Here is an 18,603-nt window from a genome sequence, read left to right as displayed (position 1 = left end):
ACAAAACAGGAGCGCCATCTGCCACCCGGTCGGGCAGCATCGCTCCTGTCGTCACACCGCCTCTTCCCGGCCGGGTCATGACGGGGACAGGCTTCAGGAGAGCTGATTTGCTGTCACGTCGTCATACCCTGTTTCTCGGCCTCGCCGGGATCAGCGCCCCGAGCCTGACCACGAAAGGGTTCGCTGCTCCTTCCCTGGCACCGAAGCCGCTGGTCTTCGCGCATCGCGGCGCCTCCGCCCTGCGCCCCGAACACACGCTGGCCTCCTATGCCAAGGCGATAGAAGACGGTGCCGATTACATCGAGCCTGATCTGGTCATGACAAAGGACGGCGTGCTGATCGTGCGCCATGAGAGCAATATCGCCGATACCACCGATGTCGCTTCGCGCCCTGAATTTGCCACCCGCAAGCGCAGCTTGACCATTGATGGACAGAAAGAGACTGGCTGGTTCACCACCGATTTCACCCTGGCAGAACTCAAGACCCTGAGGGCAAAAGAGCGCCTGCCGCAGCTTCGCCCGCATAACACGCGCTATGACGGGCATTTCGATGTGCCGACCTTTGAAGAGGTCATCGATTTTGTCGCTGGTGAATCTGCCGCGCGCGGCAAGGTGTTCGGTCTTATTCCCGAAATCAAGAATTCCACCCATTTCCACAGCCTCGGTCTGGACCCGGAAACCGCGTTCCTGCGTACCATTGCGGCGCATGAATACACCCGTCAGGCCCCGCTGGAACTTCAGTCCTTCGAGACAACCAATCTGAAGGCGATCGGCGACAAGACGCGCGCGATCAACCCGCAGGCACGGGTCATGTTCCTGATGGGCGAGCCCGGCCAGACACCGCCCGATCTGCTGGGCAAGAGTGCCGCCCAAACCTTCGGCGACTTCATGAAGCCCGAAGGCCTGCGCGCCATACGCCGGTTTGCCGATGTCATCGGCCCATCCAATACGGATCTGATTCCGCGCAATCCGGACGGGTCCTGGGGCACCCCCACCACACTGATCACCAATGCGCATACGGCCGGATTGCTGGTTCATTCCTACACGGCGCGTCCGGAAAACTACTGTCTGCCCAAGGAATTGCGCGATGGTGGCGCGCTGAATGCCCGCAATCCGCAAGGCATGATTGCCGAAGTCAAACGCTATCTCGACATGGGGCTGGACGGATTCTTCACCGATGACCCGGCCCTCGGCCGTCTTGCCGTCGACACGGCGGGTTGATCTGAATCAAGCTTGTCTGCGTTACACAGGTCATGCAGGGTCTCCCACCCTGCTGACCCTGTTCTCATGACGGAGATGTCTTTTGGCCGAGCATGACCTTTTTCCCGGACGTTCCTTCGATGCCTTCCTGTTCGACATGGATGGCACGATCCTGACCTCGATTATCGCGGCAGAACGCGTCTGGACCCTCTGGGCACAGAAGCACGGTCTGGATGTTGCCAAATTCCTGCCTACCATCCATGGCGTGCAGACCATCGAAACCATTCGTCGCCAGAAACTGCCGGGTGTCGACCCGGCTGAGGAAGCGCACTGGATTACCAGTCGGGAGCTGGAAGACACCCATGGCATTGACCCCATTCCCGGCGCCACGGCTTTTCTGAACAGCCTGCCTGCAGATCGCTGGGCCATCGTCACCTCGGCCTCCCGCGATCTTGCGCTCAAGCGCATCCAGATTGCAGGCCTGCCCCTGCCGAAAATTCTTATCACGGCAGAAGACGCGCCAAACGGCAAACCCGCCCCGGACTGCTTCCTGCTTGGCGCGCAGCGTCTCGGTTTCGAAGCCAAGAACTGCGCCGTGTTCGAAGATGCGCCAGCCGGCATCAAGGCGGGTGAAGCCGCCAATGCCAGCGTGGTGGTGATTACCGCCACCCATACCCATGCAGTCGACGTCCCGCACCCGACCGTTCCGGGATATGAGGCCCTCAAGGCCCATCAGAACGAGGATGGCCGTCTGAGCATTCTTGGCGAGACAGTCTGACTGCCTGACAATGCCTGTGATCCATATTGCTGCCGCCCTGCTTCATGACGGGGCGGGGCACCTCCTTCTCGTGCGCAAGCAGGGCACTGCGGCCTTCATGCAGCCCGGCGGCAAGATCGAACCCGGTGAAACACCCTGTGCCGCCCTGCTTCGTGAACTTGACGAAGAACTTGGCCTTCAGGCCTCGGCAGAAGCCTGTCGCTTTCTGAAACGGATTGAGGCCCCGGCGGCGAATGAGCCCGGCCATACAGTACGGGCCGAACTCTTCGCCTTGCGCTGGACCGGCGCCATCAAGGTCGCCGCTGAAATTGCCGAAGCGCGCTGGGTCACGCCTGACGATGCCGTTTCGCTCTCCCTCGCGCCCCTGACGCGCGATTGCGTACTGCCCTTATGGCCCTGCCTCTCTTGAAAAAAGAGACGCGCATTTCTACTTCTCCCTGCAAATAGGCGTCGTTACGGCGCCATCACAGTCTCAAGGGATATCCATGACCGAAAACACAGAAAAAGATCAGGTCCAGGGCGCCGAAAAACATGAGTTCAGCGCAGAAGTCGGCCGTCTGCTCGATCTCGTCGTCCATGCCCTCTATTCCGAGCGCGAGATCTTCTTGCGTGAACTCGTGGCCAATGCTGCCGATGCTTCGGACAAGCGTCGTTTCGAGGCTCTGACCGACGCCGCCAAGGCCCTCCCCGCCGATGCCGCCATTCGCATCCACCCCGACAAGGATGCCCGTCTGCTGACCATCAGCGACAATGGCGCCGGCATGAGCCGTGAAGAGCTGGCAAGCAATCTGGGCACCATCGCGCGCTCGGGCACGCGCGCTTTTGGCGAGAAGCTGAACAGCGCCAAGCCTGAAGACCGCCCCAGCCTGATCGGCCAGTTCGGCGTCGGCTTCTATGCAGCGTTCATGGTGGCCGACAAGGTGGACGTGATTTCACGCCAGCCCGGTTCCGATCAGGCCTGGCAGTGGTCGTCTGACGGCAAGGGTGCCTATACGATCGCCCCTGCCACGCGCGAGCAGCCCGGCACAGACATCATTCTACATGTCAAAACCGATGCCGACGAATTTCTCGATGCCTGGCGTCTGCGCTCGATCATCCGCAAATGGGCCGATCATATTTCCTGGCCGATCACACTGCGTGAAGGTGAGGAAGACAAATCGGCCAATGAGGGCACGGCTCTGTGGCGCAAGTCGAAATCCGACATCACGCCCGAGCAGTACACCGAATTCTACCGTCACGTCGCCCATCAGTTCGACGAGCCCTATGCAACCCTGCACTGGAGCGCAGAAGGCACGACGGAATTCACGGCGCTCCTGTTCATTCCTGGTGCGCGCCCGTTCGACTTCATGGAGCAGTCGCGTGAGAGCAAGGTGCATCTGCATGTGCGCCGCATGTTCATCACCGATGACGCCGAGCTTCTGCCGGCCTGGCTGCGCTTTGTGAAAGGTGTTGTCGACACCGAAGACCTGCCGCTGAACGTCTCGCGTGAAATGTTGCAATCAACGCCGGTGCTGCAGCGCATTCGGAAGGCCGTGACCAAGCGCGTAATGACCGAAATCAAGAACCGCGCCAAGGACACGGAAAATGCCGAATCCTTCGGCACGTTCTGGGAAAATTTCGGCCCGATCATCAAGGAAGGCATCTGGGAGGATTCCGAGCACCGCCAGGAACTCGCCGCCCTGTCTCGCTTCCGCTCCACGGCGTCTGACGATCCGACTACGCTCGACGCCTATCTGACGCGCATGAAGCCGGGTCAGGAATCAATCTATTACCTGACGGGTGAAAATGCCGAGGCCCTGGCTGCTTCGCCGCAGCTCGAAGGCTTCCGTGCCCGTGGCATCGAAGTGCTGCTGCTCTCCGATCAGGTGGATGGCTTCTGGCCCGATCGTCTGTCTTCCTATGAAGACAAGACCCTGAAATCCATCAATCAGGCTCATGGCGATCTGGAGAAGTTCGAGGCTCCCACGCCGGAAGGCGAGGCTGCGGATCTCGAGAAGCTGATCCCGGCGCTCAAGGAGGCCCTTGGCGATGATGTGAAGGATGTACGCGGCACCGTGCGTCTGGTCGGCAGCGCCGTGGTCATCACGAGCGAGGGCGGTCCGGACCTGATGATGCAGCGCCTGATGCGTCGCTCAGGTCAGGGCATGCCGCCTTCTGCGCCGATCATGGAGATCAACCCGCACCATCCGCTCATCCGCGATCTGGCGGCCCGCGTTGAAAAGGGCGAAAGCGTTGCCGATTATGCACGCGTCCTGCTCGATGTGGCCCGTATCCAGGATGGCGAAACCCTGCCCGACGCCGCCGGCTTCGCGCAGCGCCTGACCGCCATGCTCACCAGCGGCATTACGGTCTGATATCAGATTACGCGTTACCGCCCCCGGAGAGCACAGTTTCTCCGGGGGCAATCTGCCCCGGCCCTGTGCGTAGGCGCGGCCTCCAGCCGGGCACCGATCTGATGAAATGGGCGTGACCTTGCCCCTTTGAGACTCACCCTTGTCGTCAATCGCGGTCAGAATTCCGCTGACCGTTTCGGCAAGAACAAGAAGGGTCTCTCATAAAATGCAGATCAGAACAGTCAGCCTTCTTTGCGCTCTCCTGCTTGGCAGCACTGCCGTAGCCAGAGCCAGTACCGCCGGTAAGGCGTGTCATAAACTCGGCCTCTCATCCTGTCCGACACCGGCCGACAAGACATTGCCTGCGGCCAAAGACATGCTCACCTGGGGACAGGCACAGCGGGTCATCGGATTTCGCAATGACTGGCGCATGTATGAAGGCGATGTCTTCAAAGCCGGCACGCCGTCACCTCTCCCCGTTGCCCTGCAGGATCTCTCGGCGCTTCACTACGAGGTCGACGCGAAACGCTACACGCTTGCGGATTATCTGAGCCGCAACAACGTCACCGGCCTGATGGTCATCAAGAACGGCCGGATCGTCTATCGCTATTATGGCAGCGGCAACACGCCAGACACGCTCTGGACCTCGCGTTCGCTTGGCAAATCCGTCGTCTCGACCCTGATCGGTACCGCCCTCAAACAGGGCCATATCCAGTCGCTCGATGACAGGGTGAGTCGCTATGACCCGCAATTCGAGCACACGGTATGGGGTAACATCACGATCCGCCAGTTGCTTCAGCATGTCTCGGGCGTCGCGTGGAACGAGGATTATACAAACCCGGCCTCCGATTTCTCACAGCTGACAGCCTGTGAGGCGGGCAAGGACCCCTATGCCTGCGTCACAACACTGGTGAACACGCCAGACCGCAAGCCGGTCGCGGCACCCGGTAACGAATGGTCCTATTCCTCAGGCGGCGCTTGGGTTCTGGGCGACGTTCTCGAAAAAGCGACAGGCAAGACCCTCGCACAAAACTTGCAGGACAACATCTGGCAGCCCTTCGGCATGACCCATGACGGCGTCTGGCACAGCTATTGCAAAGGCCAGCATGATGTGGGTGCCCACGGCTTCAACGCCACGCTGGAAGACTGGGGGAAGTTCGGGCTGTTCGTAATGAATGAGGGGGTTCTGCCCGACGGCCGCAGGATGCTGCCCAATTCATGGCTGAAAGAATGCAGCGACTGGACACGCGCGCTGCATTCGGTCACCCCGTCTCACCCCAATGGCACTTACGGCTTCGAGTGGTGGCACAACGATGTTCCAGCCACTGCCAGCCATGTCGCCCCCCGAAACGGCATGACTGCCGCCCGGACGCTCTGGGCCATTGGTATTTTCGGCCAGCTTATCGCGATCGACCCTGAACAGAAGCTGGTGATCGTCCAGTGGTCGACTTGGCCAGAGGCAGAACCCTCTTTCGCCAAACAACCGCTGGAGGCGTCCCTCATGTTCAACGCCATAGCCAACGGACTGCAGAAATGAAGTCTGCTTTCTCTCGGACAGCTTCTGGCCGAGAGAAAGGCTCGTCACGCTGCGCGCGACCGCTGACGCCGCAGGGCATGGCGGCATAGCGCGACGCCAAGAGCCAGTGAAACAAGGGCGACAGCCCAGCTGGTCGTCATGTCGCGTCCGCCATGCAGAAAAACGAGCACGGTCAGCAGCAGGTAAAAGACGCCACAGACCGCCAGAAGGGCCCGCTCCTTTATCTGCGGGATAAAGGCGCCAAAAACGAACAGCCAGAAAACGACCTGATACACCGTCATGGCGTGATGATCAGAGACCCAGCCCGGTCTGACGAGCGCCGTGTCGAGCAACATCGCAATACCGGCCATGCATCCTACGCAGCACCCGGCGGTCAAGCGGCCAAGGAACCACGTTCCGCGCGTATCGGTCTCAAGCCCGGTCGCCTTTTCCTTTCGTCGGCGGACCGCAATCCAGAGGCGGTTGCCCGTATAAAAGAGAAACGCCCCGGCAAAGCCGAGCACCAGATAGGCCCAGCGTATGGGTGCGCCACCATAACTGCCGAAATGCAGCGCGAAAAAGCTGGTAAGCGCCGCAAAGCCTCCCGGCTGGAACCCGGGCAGATAATCACGCCAGATCAGACGACCCGAATAAGGGTCCATGGTCGTAAAACCGCTGCTCGGTCCGCGCATGAGATGCGCGGGGTCATGGCCTGCAACACGCAGCATCATGGCGCCATTTGGATGCGTTGAATAATCGAGCGTATCGGGCTTGAAGCCGGGCGCCTCATGGGCAAGACGCGAAACGATTTCGGCCGGAGAAAGCGGCACAGCTCCCTCGGGCGGACGAGAGCCATGGGGCATTCCAGCCATGGCGCGGCCCGCATGTCCCCCCCGATGGGCGTCGCTCTGCTCATGGGCAAGAAATTCCGCCTGCAACGTAAAGATGACATCGTGGAAGGCAAACACCACGGAGGTCAGCGCCATGATGATATGAAACGGCAGTGAGCAGAAACCCAGCAGATTATGCAGGTCGAGCCATTTGCGGCGGACACTGCCCTCCAGCCTGACCGCGAAAAGCGCCCGAGCCAGAGCTGGCAGAAAAACCAGCGTGCCGGAAACAAGCGCCAGCGCATAACCGAGAGCGATGAAACCCATCACGATCATGGCGATCTCGTGAGGCAAAGGCAGCCCCATCTGCTGATGCAGCGTATCGATCAGCTGCGCCACTTCCGAGGGTTTGCGCTGCGCTGTCACAAGCCCACCCTGCTCATCGAGCGCGGCCATCATGACAGACTGCGCCCCATGGCCGTGACGCGATGCGGTCAATGGCCAGACCATGCGGGCGGGATGATCGGCATCGGGAGCGACCACGATCGTGTAATTTTTGCGGCTTTCGGGAAAAGCCTCGAACACCTTCTGCGCCAGCTCAGGCGTCCGGTCGAGCGATACCGCCACAGGAAGCGAGACACGCGGCGTCAGCCAGGATTCCAGTGCAGGCTCGAACATACTGATCGCGCCGGCATAAAACGCGATGAACAGGAAAAGCCCCGCCACGACGCCCACCCAGCTATGCAGCTCGCGATAGACGGTCACGATGTCGGCACGCAATTTCATGACCCACCTGCCGCGTCAAAGCCCGTAAGGAGCGTGTCGATCAGCCAGACAAGGCAGGCCAGCCAGCCAAACCCGAGCCATGCCCCCAGCCCCGTGCGGAACAGGAAACAGAGACTGAGACAAATCACCCAGAGCAGGGCTGCAAGCCACATCAGCCATTGCGCCGACTGCGTCATCGGATTGCCCGTGCTGCCACAGACATGACCGATCAGCACCATTATCCCCAGAGAGAAAATCGCACCGAGTATCAGACCCGCCAGAACCTTCGCGGGCCATTGCCGGTTATCGATGACGCGTTTTTTCATGAGGGGCGCCTTTTATGGATCGCAAGCGCCACGACCAGCGGAAACAGGCTCGTGACCGTCATCAGCGCGACAACGCTCATGAAAATCCCGACCAGAGGGCTCGTCGCTGCAGAAAAGGCCAGACAGGTAAGTACACTCAGCACTATGCCTCCTGTCACCCCAGGCCTGAATGGCAGGCGTCTGGGCAAGATCTGCTGCTGGTGCGACGCCAGATAAAACAGGACACCCGCCCCAGATGACAGCACCACACCCGTCAGAACGAAGAGCGGTGCGTGGCTCACCAGCGATACTCCAGACGCATCGTCAGGCTGCGGCCCTGACCGTAATAGCAGGCTGACACTGCAGTGCAGGTCGCAACGAAGCGCTTGTTCGCGATGTTGCGCATGTTGAGCGAGAAAGAGAGCCCGTCATAGCGTGGCCGCGCCACACCGAAATCATAGCGCAGGAACATGTCAAAAAGCGTGTAGCCGGGGATTGAGAGCGTATTGGCCGTATCGCCATAGGAATGGCCGGTATAACGCACACCACCGCCAAAACCGGCACCACGCATCGGACCATGAAGCAGACGCTGATCGACGAATAGCGACGCCATCCATTTCGGCGCGGCATTCATGTAATTGCCGACCTGCGACAGCGTGTTGGATTCCGTGATCTTGGCATCGCTGCGCGTGCCGGTGAAAATGACGGCCATATCCCAGGGCAGGGTCGCCCGGCCCTCAAGCTCGAGGCCACGTGCCCGCATTTCGCCCGTCTGCACTAGGCAGGTCGCGGTGCCGCACAGAACCCCGCTCGGGGCGGGCGTGGTCACATTGCGCTGCTTGATCTGATAGGCGCCGAAAGTGACATAGATATTCTTGCCGTACTGATAGCGCAGACCGGCTTCATACTGATCGCCCGTTGTCGGCTTGAAAGGCTTGTTATCAAGCGCGGTCGACGGATCGGAGACCTGAGGCTGGAACGAAGTCGCATAGCTGAAATAGGGGGCCAGACCGATTTTCGTGCGGTAGACCGCACCGGCCCGCCACGTAAACTTGTCATTGTTATTCTGATAACGCTTCTGGGTCAGGATATTGAGCGTGTTGTCACGCGCCCAATCCTCTCGCCCACCCACGGTAATATAGAGGTTCTGGATCTTGATCTGATCCTGAAAATAAATGCCGTTCTGCTGTGATTCAGTCGCACCATAGACCTGCGGTGCTAGTCCGGCCGAATAACCCGTCGTGCCACGCGCGACCGGATCGAAAATATTGAGCATGGGCAGCACGAGCGCTGAATTCACCAGATCGCGGGAGCTTTCCCAGTTCGTGTAAAAATAATCTGTGCCGACGAGCAGCGTATGGTGAACGATGCCTGTCTTTGCCTTCGCCTCAAGCTGGGTGTCAGTTGCGACGCCCTGTGACCGTCCACGCCCCTCAACCGCACGGCGATTGACGGTGTCATAAGGGACGCACCCCTTGATGGCGGCGGTACATTTGGTGAGCGTATCGCCCGAGAGCACGGTCGAACGATAGAGGTTATCGAGATAGGTATAACGCGTATTGTTCCGCAGCGTGAAAATGCGGCTGAAGCGATGCTCGAGGAACGAGCCTGCCAGCGCCTGCGTGCGGTCGAAATTATTCCAGTCCGGCTCGCCGATATTTGCATCATTGGCGATATAGCGCCCCTTCGACGGCACAAGCGTGCCAGTCATGGGCAGGAACTGGAAAGTCGAGCCGCCGGTATCGCGCTGATACTGCGCGAGAAGCGTCCAGCTCGAGCCGGGCGCATAGGCCCAGGTCAGGCTGGGCGAGACATAATAGCGGCCACTATTCACATCATTGACCTGCGTACCGCCGTAACGTGCCACCGCAACAATACGACCACGGACCGTTCCGGACTTGTTCAGCTTGCCGGAGACATCACCCGATGCCTGGCCCTGCCAGTTGCCAAGCTTGGTGTAGCCGATGGTTTGCAGGAAAAATTCGCCATGCGATTTTTCGGTCGGGCGCTTGGTTGTCAGATTGACGATACCCCCAGGCGCTGTCTGGCCGTAAAGCGCACCGGACGGCCCCTTGAGCACCTCGATCTGCTGCAGGGCAAAGGGGTCGAATGACGTACGTGTCCATTGCCCGCCCGAAGGCAGGCGCAGACCATCGACGAAGTTGTTGTTGGACGAAAATCCACCAGCACCGAAACCGCGTACCGACACTTCATCCACCCGATTATCGATGCCTGAAGGCTCTGCCTGCACACCCGCCATGTAGGAAAGCGCGTCGGCGATGGTCGGCGAGGCCCGCAATTCGATTTCTTCACGCGTAACGATCGAGATCGTCTGCGGAGAGTCGATGATGGGCGTACGTGTTTTCGTCGTTGCTCCTGCCTGCGAAAGCCCGGTAGCCGAAACGACAATTACCTCATCGGCCTTGTCCTTGTGCGCCTTGTCGCGCTTCGTTTCGGCCTGTTTTTGCCGATCCGTGTTTTTAAGCGCCGGTTTCTGCCGCAGGACAGAGTCCGGCTGGCTGTTTTCTGCCTGAGCGGCAGTCAGGGAAGAGGCACTTGCAGCGGCAAGGGCGACGAGACCGATTATCCTGCGCATCGCTTTAAATTTCACATCAAACTGTTCAAAACCCGCGCAGGACTTCTTTCAAATGCGATTCATTGTCAATTGCATACTACCTGAAGAGTCAGCTTTCGCTTTGAGGGTGCTACGCCAAAGCCACACCTCCCTGCCCAGTCCCGGCAAGGTGACGTGACACACCCCATGCGGCCGCCTAGAATCTGGTTGTACAAAACCCCGGAATGAAAGCGTCCCGCGAGAAGGAGGCAGGCAACATGAACGAGAAGATCGAGACCATCCGGCGGTTCAACCGGTTTTACGTTCAGCATGTCGGCGCAATCGATGCACATTTTCTCGGTTCGGAAGTGAATACGACCGAAGCGCGGTTGCTTTATGAAATCGCCCATCGCGCGCCGGTTCGCGCCACGACGCTGCAGGATATCCTGCAGATCGATCCAGGCTATCTCAGCCGCATGATCACGCGTTTCGTCCGCAACGATCTCGTCGAACGGGACAGTTCGGCCCATGATCGGCGCGCGCGCCCTGTTTCCCTCACCAACAGAGGGCGGGTACTCCTTGCCCAGCTCGAAGAGCGGATAAACAGTGCGCTCGCGCAGACCCTCAATGCCCTGCCCCCGATCGAACAGAATGATCTCGTGCACTCCCTTTCCCGCGCGCATCGTTTGCTGGCGCCTGTCAGCGAGGCCCGGTTCACCCTGCGCTTGGCAGGAGCGGGAGAACCAAGTCTGATTGCCTCACGACAATCGGCGCTCTATGCCGAAAGCCATGGCTGGGGACACAAGCTCGAATGCCTGATCGCCGAAACCGTTGCCAGCTACCTGCGCCATTTCAACCCCGATCGCGAAGCCTGCTGGGTGGCAGAACTCGACGGCGTGATGGCAGGGGCCGTCTTTCTGACCGATGAGAGCGGTGGCACGGCGCGGCTGCGCCTGCTGCATGTCGAGCCTTTTGCACGCAGGCGCGGCGTCGGTGACGCGCTGGTGCAGAACTGCCTCTCCTTCGCACGTGACAAGGGGTATGAGCGCGTCATTCTGTGGACCCATACCGTACTTGAAACGGCACGCCGCCTCTACGCACGAAACGGGTTTGTGTGCATCGCAACGGCACCGCACGATCTCTTTGGCGTGCCGCTTCAGGGGGAAGACTGGGAATGCCGCCTCACCCCGGACACAACATCCTCTCCCTGAGGGAGTGAGATCTCGGCGTGACTCAGCCCGCCTCCATCATGCGCAGGACGAGAAAGCCCGGCTTGCCTGCCAGATAGGCGGCAAGCGGTGTGTCAACCACTTTCATATTGGCCTTGAGCGACGAGGCGTTGCGGAAATACAGCACGCCATCTTTCCAGACGGCCAGACCGGTATGGGTCACGTCCAGCCCGTCCAGCTTCGTATAAATCCCGATCACATCGCCTGTATGGATTTTCGCAGCCACTTCCGGCGTGAGGAATTCCGGCGCCAGATGCGCAATCTCGCGCGGATGAACCGGCAACCCCTGGATATAGACGCCCCCATCGGCCCGACGATTGAGATCCTTGTGCGTCACCACGACATGAGGCGAAAGCGCCCGGGTGATGTCACGCGCATTCTGCGGTGTAAGGGCCACCCAGTCCGTCAGAAAATGGCGCCGGTCCAGATAGGCAACATGGCCATTATGATAACGGGTTTTCTCGAGCGCCCTGATAAAACCGGCTTCGTTTTCTGACAGGGTGAGCGCCCGCACCATGTCGACAAAAGTATAGCAATCAACCCCGTCAAAACGCACGACAAGCGCTTCGGCAGTCTCAGGGCCGCCGATCAGCGTATTCGCACGATAGGGCGTACCAAGAAACATTGCCGATGCCAGCGCTACACGCTCGGCAAACGGTCTGACGGGCACCAACTGGCGCTCGATCACGGCAAGGCGCGCCTGATCTTCCGCTGAAAAGCGGCCTTCGGCAGCCTGAGCCGAAAGAGGAACCAGAGCAGCAAACGCCGCCATGGCCACTCTTTTCCACAAACCACACTCACCCATGTCACCCCTCCTGCATCTGGCAGTCCCTGCGCCGCAAAATCGCAAGGAAAAACGGCAAGATAAAGAGCCTTCTTCCCCGGTCAGGATTTACGCTCTCGCGCTCAATACCAGGTCGTGCCGGGTAAAAAAATAATTTACATGTTTGGCGCATAAAACAGAATCTTGTACGTACATGAAGTACTGAGACGAATCAAAAACCCTATGTAGACTCCGAAATCCATAGAAAATATGGAAGATAAACTACAAACTTCTTCTTTCAAATATATGTATAATAATAAACTCACATCGTTTTGAGTTGAATCCAAACAGACTCTGGGAAAAAAGCTCGATTCTTAAAATTTCATGAATTTGGAGTCGATTCATGGCAACCTTACCATCGGGAACCTGGTCCGCCGTGCTAAACGGCGCAGATACCGTCTACCAGAGTGGCACTACCGTTGTTTCCGCCCCCGTGAGTCTGGCAACAGGCGTGACGCTTATCGTCACAAGCGGGGCGATTGCGTCCAATGTGACAGGCAGCAATCAGAGCACCGTCAATATCGCCAGCGGCGGCACATTGATCAGCTCCTACCTCAGCAATGGCTATCTCAACGTCAGCGCCGGCGGGATCAGCACCGCAAACGTGCTTGATTCCACATTGACCTACGTCTTCTCGGGCGGAGCCTCGACGGGCGACACATTCAACAACGCGAGTAACGCGGGCGTTGATACGGCTGTCATTTCGAGCGGCGGTATGGTTTCCAATGTCACGGTCCAGTCCGGTGGCAGCATCCAGTTCCAGTCCGGCTCTGTTGCGCACGGGGTCGATCTGTCGAGCGGTGGCACCCTGAATATTGCCAGCGGAACAGTTGATGGTCTTGTTGTCAGCAACGGGGCTGTCGCTACATCGAATGGGGTCACCTATTCGGGCATCACCATCAGCAACCAGCCAGACATCAATACGGCTGTCGTACTCTCCGGCACATGGAGCGCCGTTCTGAACAATGGCGTCACCCTCTATCAGAGTGGCGGTGTCAGCTATCAATGGCCGGTCGCCCTCGCAGCAGGGGCCACACTCAACGTCATGAGCGGCGCCGTCGCGGCAAGAATTTCAGGCACCAACCAGAGCACCGTCAATGTCGCCAGCGGCGGCACGCTGGTCAGCTCCTATCTCAATAACGGCTATCTCAATGTCAGCGCAGGGGGTTCAAGTACAACCAACACCCTCGATTCCACACTGACCTATATCCTCTCGGGCGGGTCTTCGGTCTCTGACACATGGAACAATGCCGGCGGCATGGGGATGGATTATTCGATCGTCTCGAGCGGCGGTGTGGTTGTTGATCCGGTTATCGGTTCTGGCGGCTACCTGTCGGGCAGCGTCGGCGCAACGCTCAGCAATGTCTATGTCAGCTCGGGCGGTTCGTTTTCCACTGTTGCCCCGATCGGCAGTTCGGTGACAATCCCAGATTTTATGCAGGTTGCCCCCGGCGCATCCGTCATGAGCGGCACGTGGATCGCGACCGTACAGAACGGCAAGACAGTCTATCAGAGCGGCGGCGTGACGCTCGTCGACCCCGTGGCCCTGGCCTCGGGAGGCAATCTGACAATCCAGAGCGGCGCGATTGTTTCGCATCTCTCTACAGGTCAGGGGGCCGTGGTCACTGTCGCTTCCGGCACTCTGGTCAGTTCCTACATCGATAACGGTATCGTCTATGTCAGTTCCGGCGGTATCACCAGCGGCAATGCATTCAACTCCACCTGGTCGATCACGTCATCCGGCGGGGCCTCGATTGGCGATACCTGGTTTGCAAGCGGCGCGGGACGCACGCTTGAAACCTCTTATATCTATTCGGGTGCGACCATGACCGACGGATCGGTCGGGTCAGGTGCCACCATGGTCGTCAATAGCGGCGGCGTCACCAAGGACCCTTCGGTCGCAAATGGCGGCACCCTTACCATCCAGAACCAGGGTACGAATGGCTGCTTCCTTGCAGGGGCGCTCATCCAGACGCCTGGAGGCGAGGTCGCCGTTGAAGAACTCGCAATCGGCGATACCGTCATCTGCCTTGAAGACGGATGCGAAGTCAGTCGACCGGTGACCTGGATCGGTGTCAGTCGCAACAGTTTCAGCCCGAAACAGCCCCTCGATCTGGCCGGTTATCCAGTCAGGGTTCGACAGAACGCCTTCGGTGAGGCCATGCCCTCACAGGATCTTCTGGTCACAGCTGAACATTGCTTCGTGTTTGAAGGCGCTTTCATCCCTGTGCGCATGCTGGTGAATGGCAGCAGCATTCATTACGATCCGTCGATAACTGATCATGATTACTATCATATCGAGCTGGAGCGTCATTCTGTCATTGTCTCCAACAACGTCGCGACCGAAAGCTATCTGAACACAGGCAGCAGACGATACTTTTCGAGCGGTCACAACATTGTCTCGCTGCACGAAGAGACCAAGGCCTGGAACCGGGATTCCGCCCTGCCGCTCTGCGTTGCACGAGACGCCGTCGAAAAGATCCACCAGGCATTGGCCCTGCGTGCCGGGGAACTCGGTCTTGCGTCAGAAGAAACATCCAGCTTCCTGACAGACGATCCGGCCCTTTGCCTCGGCCTGCCGGATGGGCGGATCATCGCCCCCATGAGGCAGACCGGCGGCGCGTATATCTTCTCGGTTCCCTCCGGTGTGCGAGAGGCTACATTGATATCACGTCAAAGCCGCCCTTGTGATGTGATCGGCCCGTTCCTGGACGACCGACGCCCATTGGGCGTGCTCGTGGGTGAGATGACCCTGTTCGGCAGCAGGCAGACCCTGGACCTGACCGACCATCTCAGAGAGGGCGTTGTGCAAGGCTGGCATCCTGTCGAGATGCCCGGCTGCCGCTGGACGACAGGCGCGGGATGCATCGCCCTGCCTCGAGAGAAAGGGGACAGCAACGCCATTCTCAGCGTCGAAATCCTGCAAGCCGGCCCCTACAGACTGGGCGCGCTGGCTGGTCCCGACAACCAGATGCCTGCCCATCAAGCCGCCTGAAACCCGGCCTTCGCTTCAGGCCAAAGCCTGGTTTTCAAGGACCGCAAGCAATCGCTGCCTTGTGGCCCTCAGGAAACGAACGGAACGGCTCAGGCGCTTCGAAGGCTTTCCCGGCAGGAGCCGCATGAAAAAGGGTGGCATCGACAGCTGCGATGCCACCCTTTCCGGACGGTTGGTCTGAGAAGGATCGCGCTCGCGACTACCCTCAGCTCATCCAGTTACCACCATCGATATTATAGGTCTGCGAGACGATATAATCGGCGTCTCTGGAAGCCAGAAACACTGCCAGGCCGCCGATTTCATCAGGGCGTGCCATGCGCCCAAAAGGTACAGAAGCGCCGACAAGGCGCTTTTTTTCGCCAAGGGGCAGATTTTCGTACTGCGCAAAACGACGATCTACATCATCCCAGTGCTCGTTATCGACCACACCCGGCGCAATCGCGTTGACGTTGATGCCGTATTTGATGAGGTCCAGCCCGGTGCTCTGGGTGAGCGAAATGACAGCGGCTTTCGACGCGCAGTAAATGCCGACAAGCGGCTCACCGCGGCGCCCCGCCTGCGAGGCAAAATTGATGATCTTGCCGCCCTCGCCCTGCGCGATCATCTGACGGGCCACGGCCTGCAACGTGAAAAGCAGACCTTCGACATTGACCGCAAAAACGCGATGATAGCTTTCCCGCGTTATTTCCACTGTCGGCGCCAGATCGAAGAGACCGGCATTATTGACGAGTATGTCGATGCGACCATAGCGCGCAATGATCGCAGCCAGAGCCTCATCGATTGATTCCTGACGCGTGACATCCAGCTTTACGCCCAGATGTCCCTCGCCTAGCGCCGCAGCGGCACTGATGGCGCCCGCTTCGTTCAGGTCGCCGATCACGACCTTCGCGCCTTCCTGCGCGTAGCGCTCGGCCAGAGCCCGGCCGATGCCACGCGCGGCACCGGTGATAAGAGCAACACGATCCTGCAACGTCTTGTTCGTGCTCATGTGTCTATTCCTGCTGCTGTGCCAGTCACAGCGTTTCGTAGCGATCCAGGACATCCCGGACCGACTGGATCAGAAAATTCCCGGCTTCTGGGGCAAGGGCGCCCGCCTGAACGCGCTCGAAAAACCGGGGCAGATACTGGCTGACCATCGTCTCGGGCAGTGAATCCTGCCCCAATGAGCGCATCAGATCCTGTACTGCTTTTTCAGCTTCAGGCACCGGCCAGTAATAGCGAATGCGATCACTATAGCTGAAATGGCGCAGAATACGCTGTTCCTCTGCATCGCCATGGTAATGGCTCTGCCAGTTCGCCGGCGCTGCCAGCATCACCCGCTCCATGGTCTCAACAAGCGAGGTCGCCTGTGGCTGGCGAAACCGGTTGATCGCGTCAAGTCCATACAGCGCTTCACGCAGGGCGAAGCTCAGCTCGGGGCCTACCTTGAGAATGCAGAACCCATCGCGCTTGAGTTGCGCCAGCGAAGCCCCCGGCTGATAATCGGTGGAATGGGCCTCGAAAACGAGCCCCGGCAGATCGGCCATACTCGCTACCAGCGCCCGGGCGGCCTCAGGCTGATAGACCGCCACATCGTCATGACCGAATTCCACACCCGGCTGCACAACAATGCCGATCACACGAGACCAGGCTTCGGGCAGAGCCGCGCGAAAAGCCGCTTCATGCACCGCATAGGTTGCGCGCACCGCTTCCGGCGTGGTCGGCACCACATGGTCGAGCGCCTCTGTCGCCCCGCCCGGTGTCGGAATTTCAGTACCGATCACATAGACAGCCTGACCGGGCGCCACGGTTTCTGCCCTTCTGGCAAGCATCACCGCACGCTCGGCCACGACGGCATCGGGCAGATGCGCGGCTTCACCTTTGCACCCCATGCTGGCATCGAGATGCAGTTTGGTAAAACCCGCCCCGGCATAGGCCGCAATCATGTCGGATGCTTTTTGCAGCGCCTCTTCAGGCGGCAGGGACTTCCACGGATTGGGGCCGAGATGATCGCCCCCCAGAATGATCTGCTCTCGTGCAAAACCGACGCGATCGGCAATGCCAAAAACATAATCCCTGAAACCTTCAGGGGTCATGCCCGTATAGCCGCCCTCCTGATTGACCTGATTGCAGGTTGCCTCAATCAACGCAGGTTGGTTGCGCGACGCTGCATGCAAAAGCGCCGCCTCAATGACAACCGGATGGGCCGAGCAGACGGAAATGAGAGCCTGGCCCTGACCCTTGTCGTATTGAGCACGCAGCATGGACAGAGGTGACGCGATCATGATGCGGCTCCTGCCGGCTTTTGCGCTGCGATTAGCTGGTCAAGCTCTGCGAAGCTCGATGTCCCTTCCATCGGCCCGAAGACCGATACGGCACGAGCACCGGAAGCGCAGGCATAGCGCAGGGAATCCTCACGGGTCTTGCCAGACAGGCGACACGTGACATAGGTGGCGCCAAAGCAGTCGCCAGCCCCTGTCGGATCGACTTCCTGAGCAGTAAATGCCGCATTGCGCAGCGTCTTGTCGGCGCAGAAACACGTTGCTCCTTCAGCGCCCTGCTTCAGCACGATTTCGGAAACACCCATATCGAGAATTTCCCTGATGGCTTCTTCCTGAGTCGTACCGGTGCAGAACAGCAGCAATTCGGGCCCGCTGGGCAGGAAGATATCGCATTCCTGCAGCATCAATTCGAGGGCGGCCCGCATATCCGGGATATCGAGCATTTCCTTGCGGATATTCGGATCGAATGAAATCGTACCGCCCTGCGCCTTCACCTGATGCACGGCCGTCGTCACCGCATCGATAATCGGGAAGGAAAAAAGAGACGACCCCATGACATGAAAATGCGTGGCACGCTTCAGTAGCCCCCGGGCCGCTTCATGCAGGCCAACCTGCGAACAGGCCGATTGACGTATATTATAGACAAAATCCCGACTGCCATCCGGGCGGTAACGCACGAACGCACTGCCGGTAGAATAGGACTCCGCACGCAGAATGGCCGAGACATCGACACCGTCGCGTCTGAGGCGCTCGACATTCAGTGTCCCGAAATCGTCATGTCCAACCGCGGAGATCACACCACAATCTCCACCAAGCTTTGCCACCTGATCGATGAAGATCGCAGGAGCGCCTGAGGGATAAGGGCCTTTCAGGGTCATGGGCTCAAGAAAGCCGACGCCCTGCGTCTCGGCCATGATCTCGACCACAATCTCGCCAATCGTGACGATACAGCGTGGCGCTTCGGGATCGAGATCCATCAGAAAACTGGATGCCATGGTCAGATATCCATCCGGGA

General features: G+C 59.2%; 15 protein-coding genes. 7 read left to right on the top strand and 8 right to left on the bottom strand.

Going from position 1 to position 18,603, the window contains the following annotated elements; translation table 11 throughout:
- Positions 1-107: 107 nt before the first annotated feature.
- From IEV53_RS14030 to IEV53_RS14010, 5 genes are all read left to right on the top strand, one after another.
- Entirely contained in the window at positions 108-1,220 is a 1,113-nt protein-coding gene (locus IEV53_RS14030; RefSeq protein WP_371869890.1) for a glycerophosphodiester phosphodiesterase family protein, read from the top strand.
- 82 nt (positions 1,221-1,302) lie between these two features.
- Entirely contained in the window at positions 1,303-1,977 is a 675-nt protein-coding gene (locus tag IEV53_RS14025) for an HAD-IA family hydrolase (RefSeq protein ID WP_188427459.1), read from the top strand.
- 10 nt (positions 1,978-1,987) lie between these two features.
- Complete coding sequence (locus tag IEV53_RS14020) at positions 1,988-2,386, top strand: NUDIX hydrolase (protein WP_188427458.1); 399 nt, start codon at positions 1,988-1,990, stop codon at positions 2,384-2,386.
- Positions 2,387-2,462: 76 nt separating this feature from the next.
- Positions 2,463-4,331 carry a molecular chaperone HtpG gene (gene htpG / locus IEV53_RS14015; RefSeq protein WP_188427457.1) on the top strand — a complete coding sequence of 623 codons (1,869 nt, stop codon included), beginning with the start codon at positions 2,463-2,465 and terminating at the stop codon, positions 4,329-4,331.
- A gap of 205 nt (positions 4,332-4,536) precedes the next feature.
- A complete protein-coding gene (locus tag IEV53_RS14010) occupies positions 4,537-5,847 on the top strand; it encodes a serine hydrolase domain-containing protein (RefSeq protein WP_188427456.1) in 1,311 nt (436 codons plus the stop codon).
- Positions 5,848-5,891: 44 nt separating this feature from the next.
- Here IEV53_RS14010 and IEV53_RS14005 read toward each other — a convergent pair whose 3' ends face one another.
- The 4 genes from IEV53_RS14005 to IEV53_RS13990 are packed head-to-tail and all read right to left on the bottom strand — an operon-like array spanning position 5,892 to position 10,322.
- The gene (locus IEV53_RS14005) at positions 5,892-7,442 is read right to left on the bottom strand and encodes a PepSY-associated TM helix domain-containing protein (protein ID WP_188427455.1); all 1,551 of its coding nucleotides are present in this window, start codon (positions 7,440-7,442) and stop codon (positions 5,892-5,894) included.
- A complete protein-coding gene (locus IEV53_RS14000) occupies positions 7,439-7,747 on the bottom strand; it encodes a hypothetical protein (protein WP_188427454.1) in 309 nt (102 codons plus the stop codon). Before IEV53_RS14000 ends, IEV53_RS14005 begins: the two co-directional genes overlap by 4 nt.
- Positions 7,744-8,028 (bottom strand): hypothetical protein, encoded by a 285-nt coding sequence (locus IEV53_RS13995; RefSeq protein WP_188427453.1) that lies wholly within the window; start codon positions 8,026-8,028, stop codon positions 7,744-7,746. The genes IEV53_RS14000 and IEV53_RS13995 overlap by 4 nt, the downstream gene beginning before the upstream one ends.
- Positions 8,025-10,322 (bottom strand): TonB-dependent siderophore receptor, encoded by a 2,298-nt coding sequence (locus IEV53_RS13990; protein WP_188427452.1) that lies wholly within the window; start codon positions 10,320-10,322, stop codon positions 8,025-8,027. The genes IEV53_RS13995 and IEV53_RS13990 overlap by 4 nt, the downstream gene beginning before the upstream one ends.
- A gap of 236 nt (positions 10,323-10,558) precedes the next feature.
- Between IEV53_RS13990 and IEV53_RS13985 the strand changes: the two genes are divergently transcribed.
- Positions 10,559-11,491: a bifunctional helix-turn-helix transcriptional regulator/GNAT family N-acetyltransferase gene (locus tag IEV53_RS13985; RefSeq protein WP_188427451.1), complete on the top strand. Its 933-nt coding sequence runs from the start codon at positions 10,559-10,561 to the stop codon at positions 11,489-11,491.
- Between the two features lie 22 nt (positions 11,492-11,513).
- Here the strand turns inward: IEV53_RS13985 and IEV53_RS13980 are convergent, their stop codons facing one another.
- Entirely contained in the window at positions 11,514-12,281 is a 768-nt protein-coding gene (locus IEV53_RS13980; RefSeq protein WP_188427450.1) for an N-acetylmuramoyl-L-alanine amidase-like domain-containing protein, read from the bottom strand.
- Positions 12,282-12,675: 394 nt separating this feature from the next.
- On the opposite strand from IEV53_RS13980, the gene IEV53_RS13975 reads away from it, so the two are divergent.
- A complete protein-coding gene (locus tag IEV53_RS13975; protein ID WP_188427449.1) occupies positions 12,676-15,327 on the top strand; it encodes a Hint domain-containing protein in 2,652 nt (883 codons plus the stop codon).
- A 205-nt stretch (positions 15,328-15,532) separates the two neighbouring features.
- On the opposite strand, the gene IEV53_RS13970 is transcribed toward IEV53_RS13975, so the two are convergent.
- From IEV53_RS13970 to IEV53_RS13960, 3 genes are read right to left on the bottom strand one after another with little or no spacing between them, the layout of a single operon-like run.
- Positions 15,533-16,315 (bottom strand): L-iditol 2-dehydrogenase, encoded by a 783-nt coding sequence (locus tag IEV53_RS13970; protein WP_188427448.1) that lies wholly within the window; start codon positions 16,313-16,315, stop codon positions 15,533-15,535.
- A 25-nt stretch (positions 16,316-16,340) separates the two neighbouring features.
- The gene (locus tag IEV53_RS13965; RefSeq protein WP_188427447.1) at positions 16,341-17,591 is read right to left on the bottom strand and encodes a D-tagatose-bisphosphate aldolase, class II, non-catalytic subunit; all 1,251 of its coding nucleotides are present in this window, start codon (positions 17,589-17,591) and stop codon (positions 16,341-16,343) included.
- Positions 17,588-18,583, bottom strand: coding sequence for a tagatose kinase (locus tag IEV53_RS13960; RefSeq protein WP_229719910.1), 996 nt, complete (start codon positions 18,581-18,583; stop codon positions 17,588-17,590). Before IEV53_RS13960 ends, IEV53_RS13965 begins: the two co-directional genes overlap by 4 nt.
- Between the last annotated feature and the right edge of the window lie 20 nt (positions 18,584-18,603).

It is taken from the genome of Asaia siamensis (assembly GCF_014635085.1).
GTDB classification, from domain to species: Bacteria; Pseudomonadota; Alphaproteobacteria; order Acetobacterales; family Acetobacteraceae; genus Asaia; species Asaia siamensis.
This window is presented reverse-complemented; position numbering and strand designations above follow the sequence as displayed.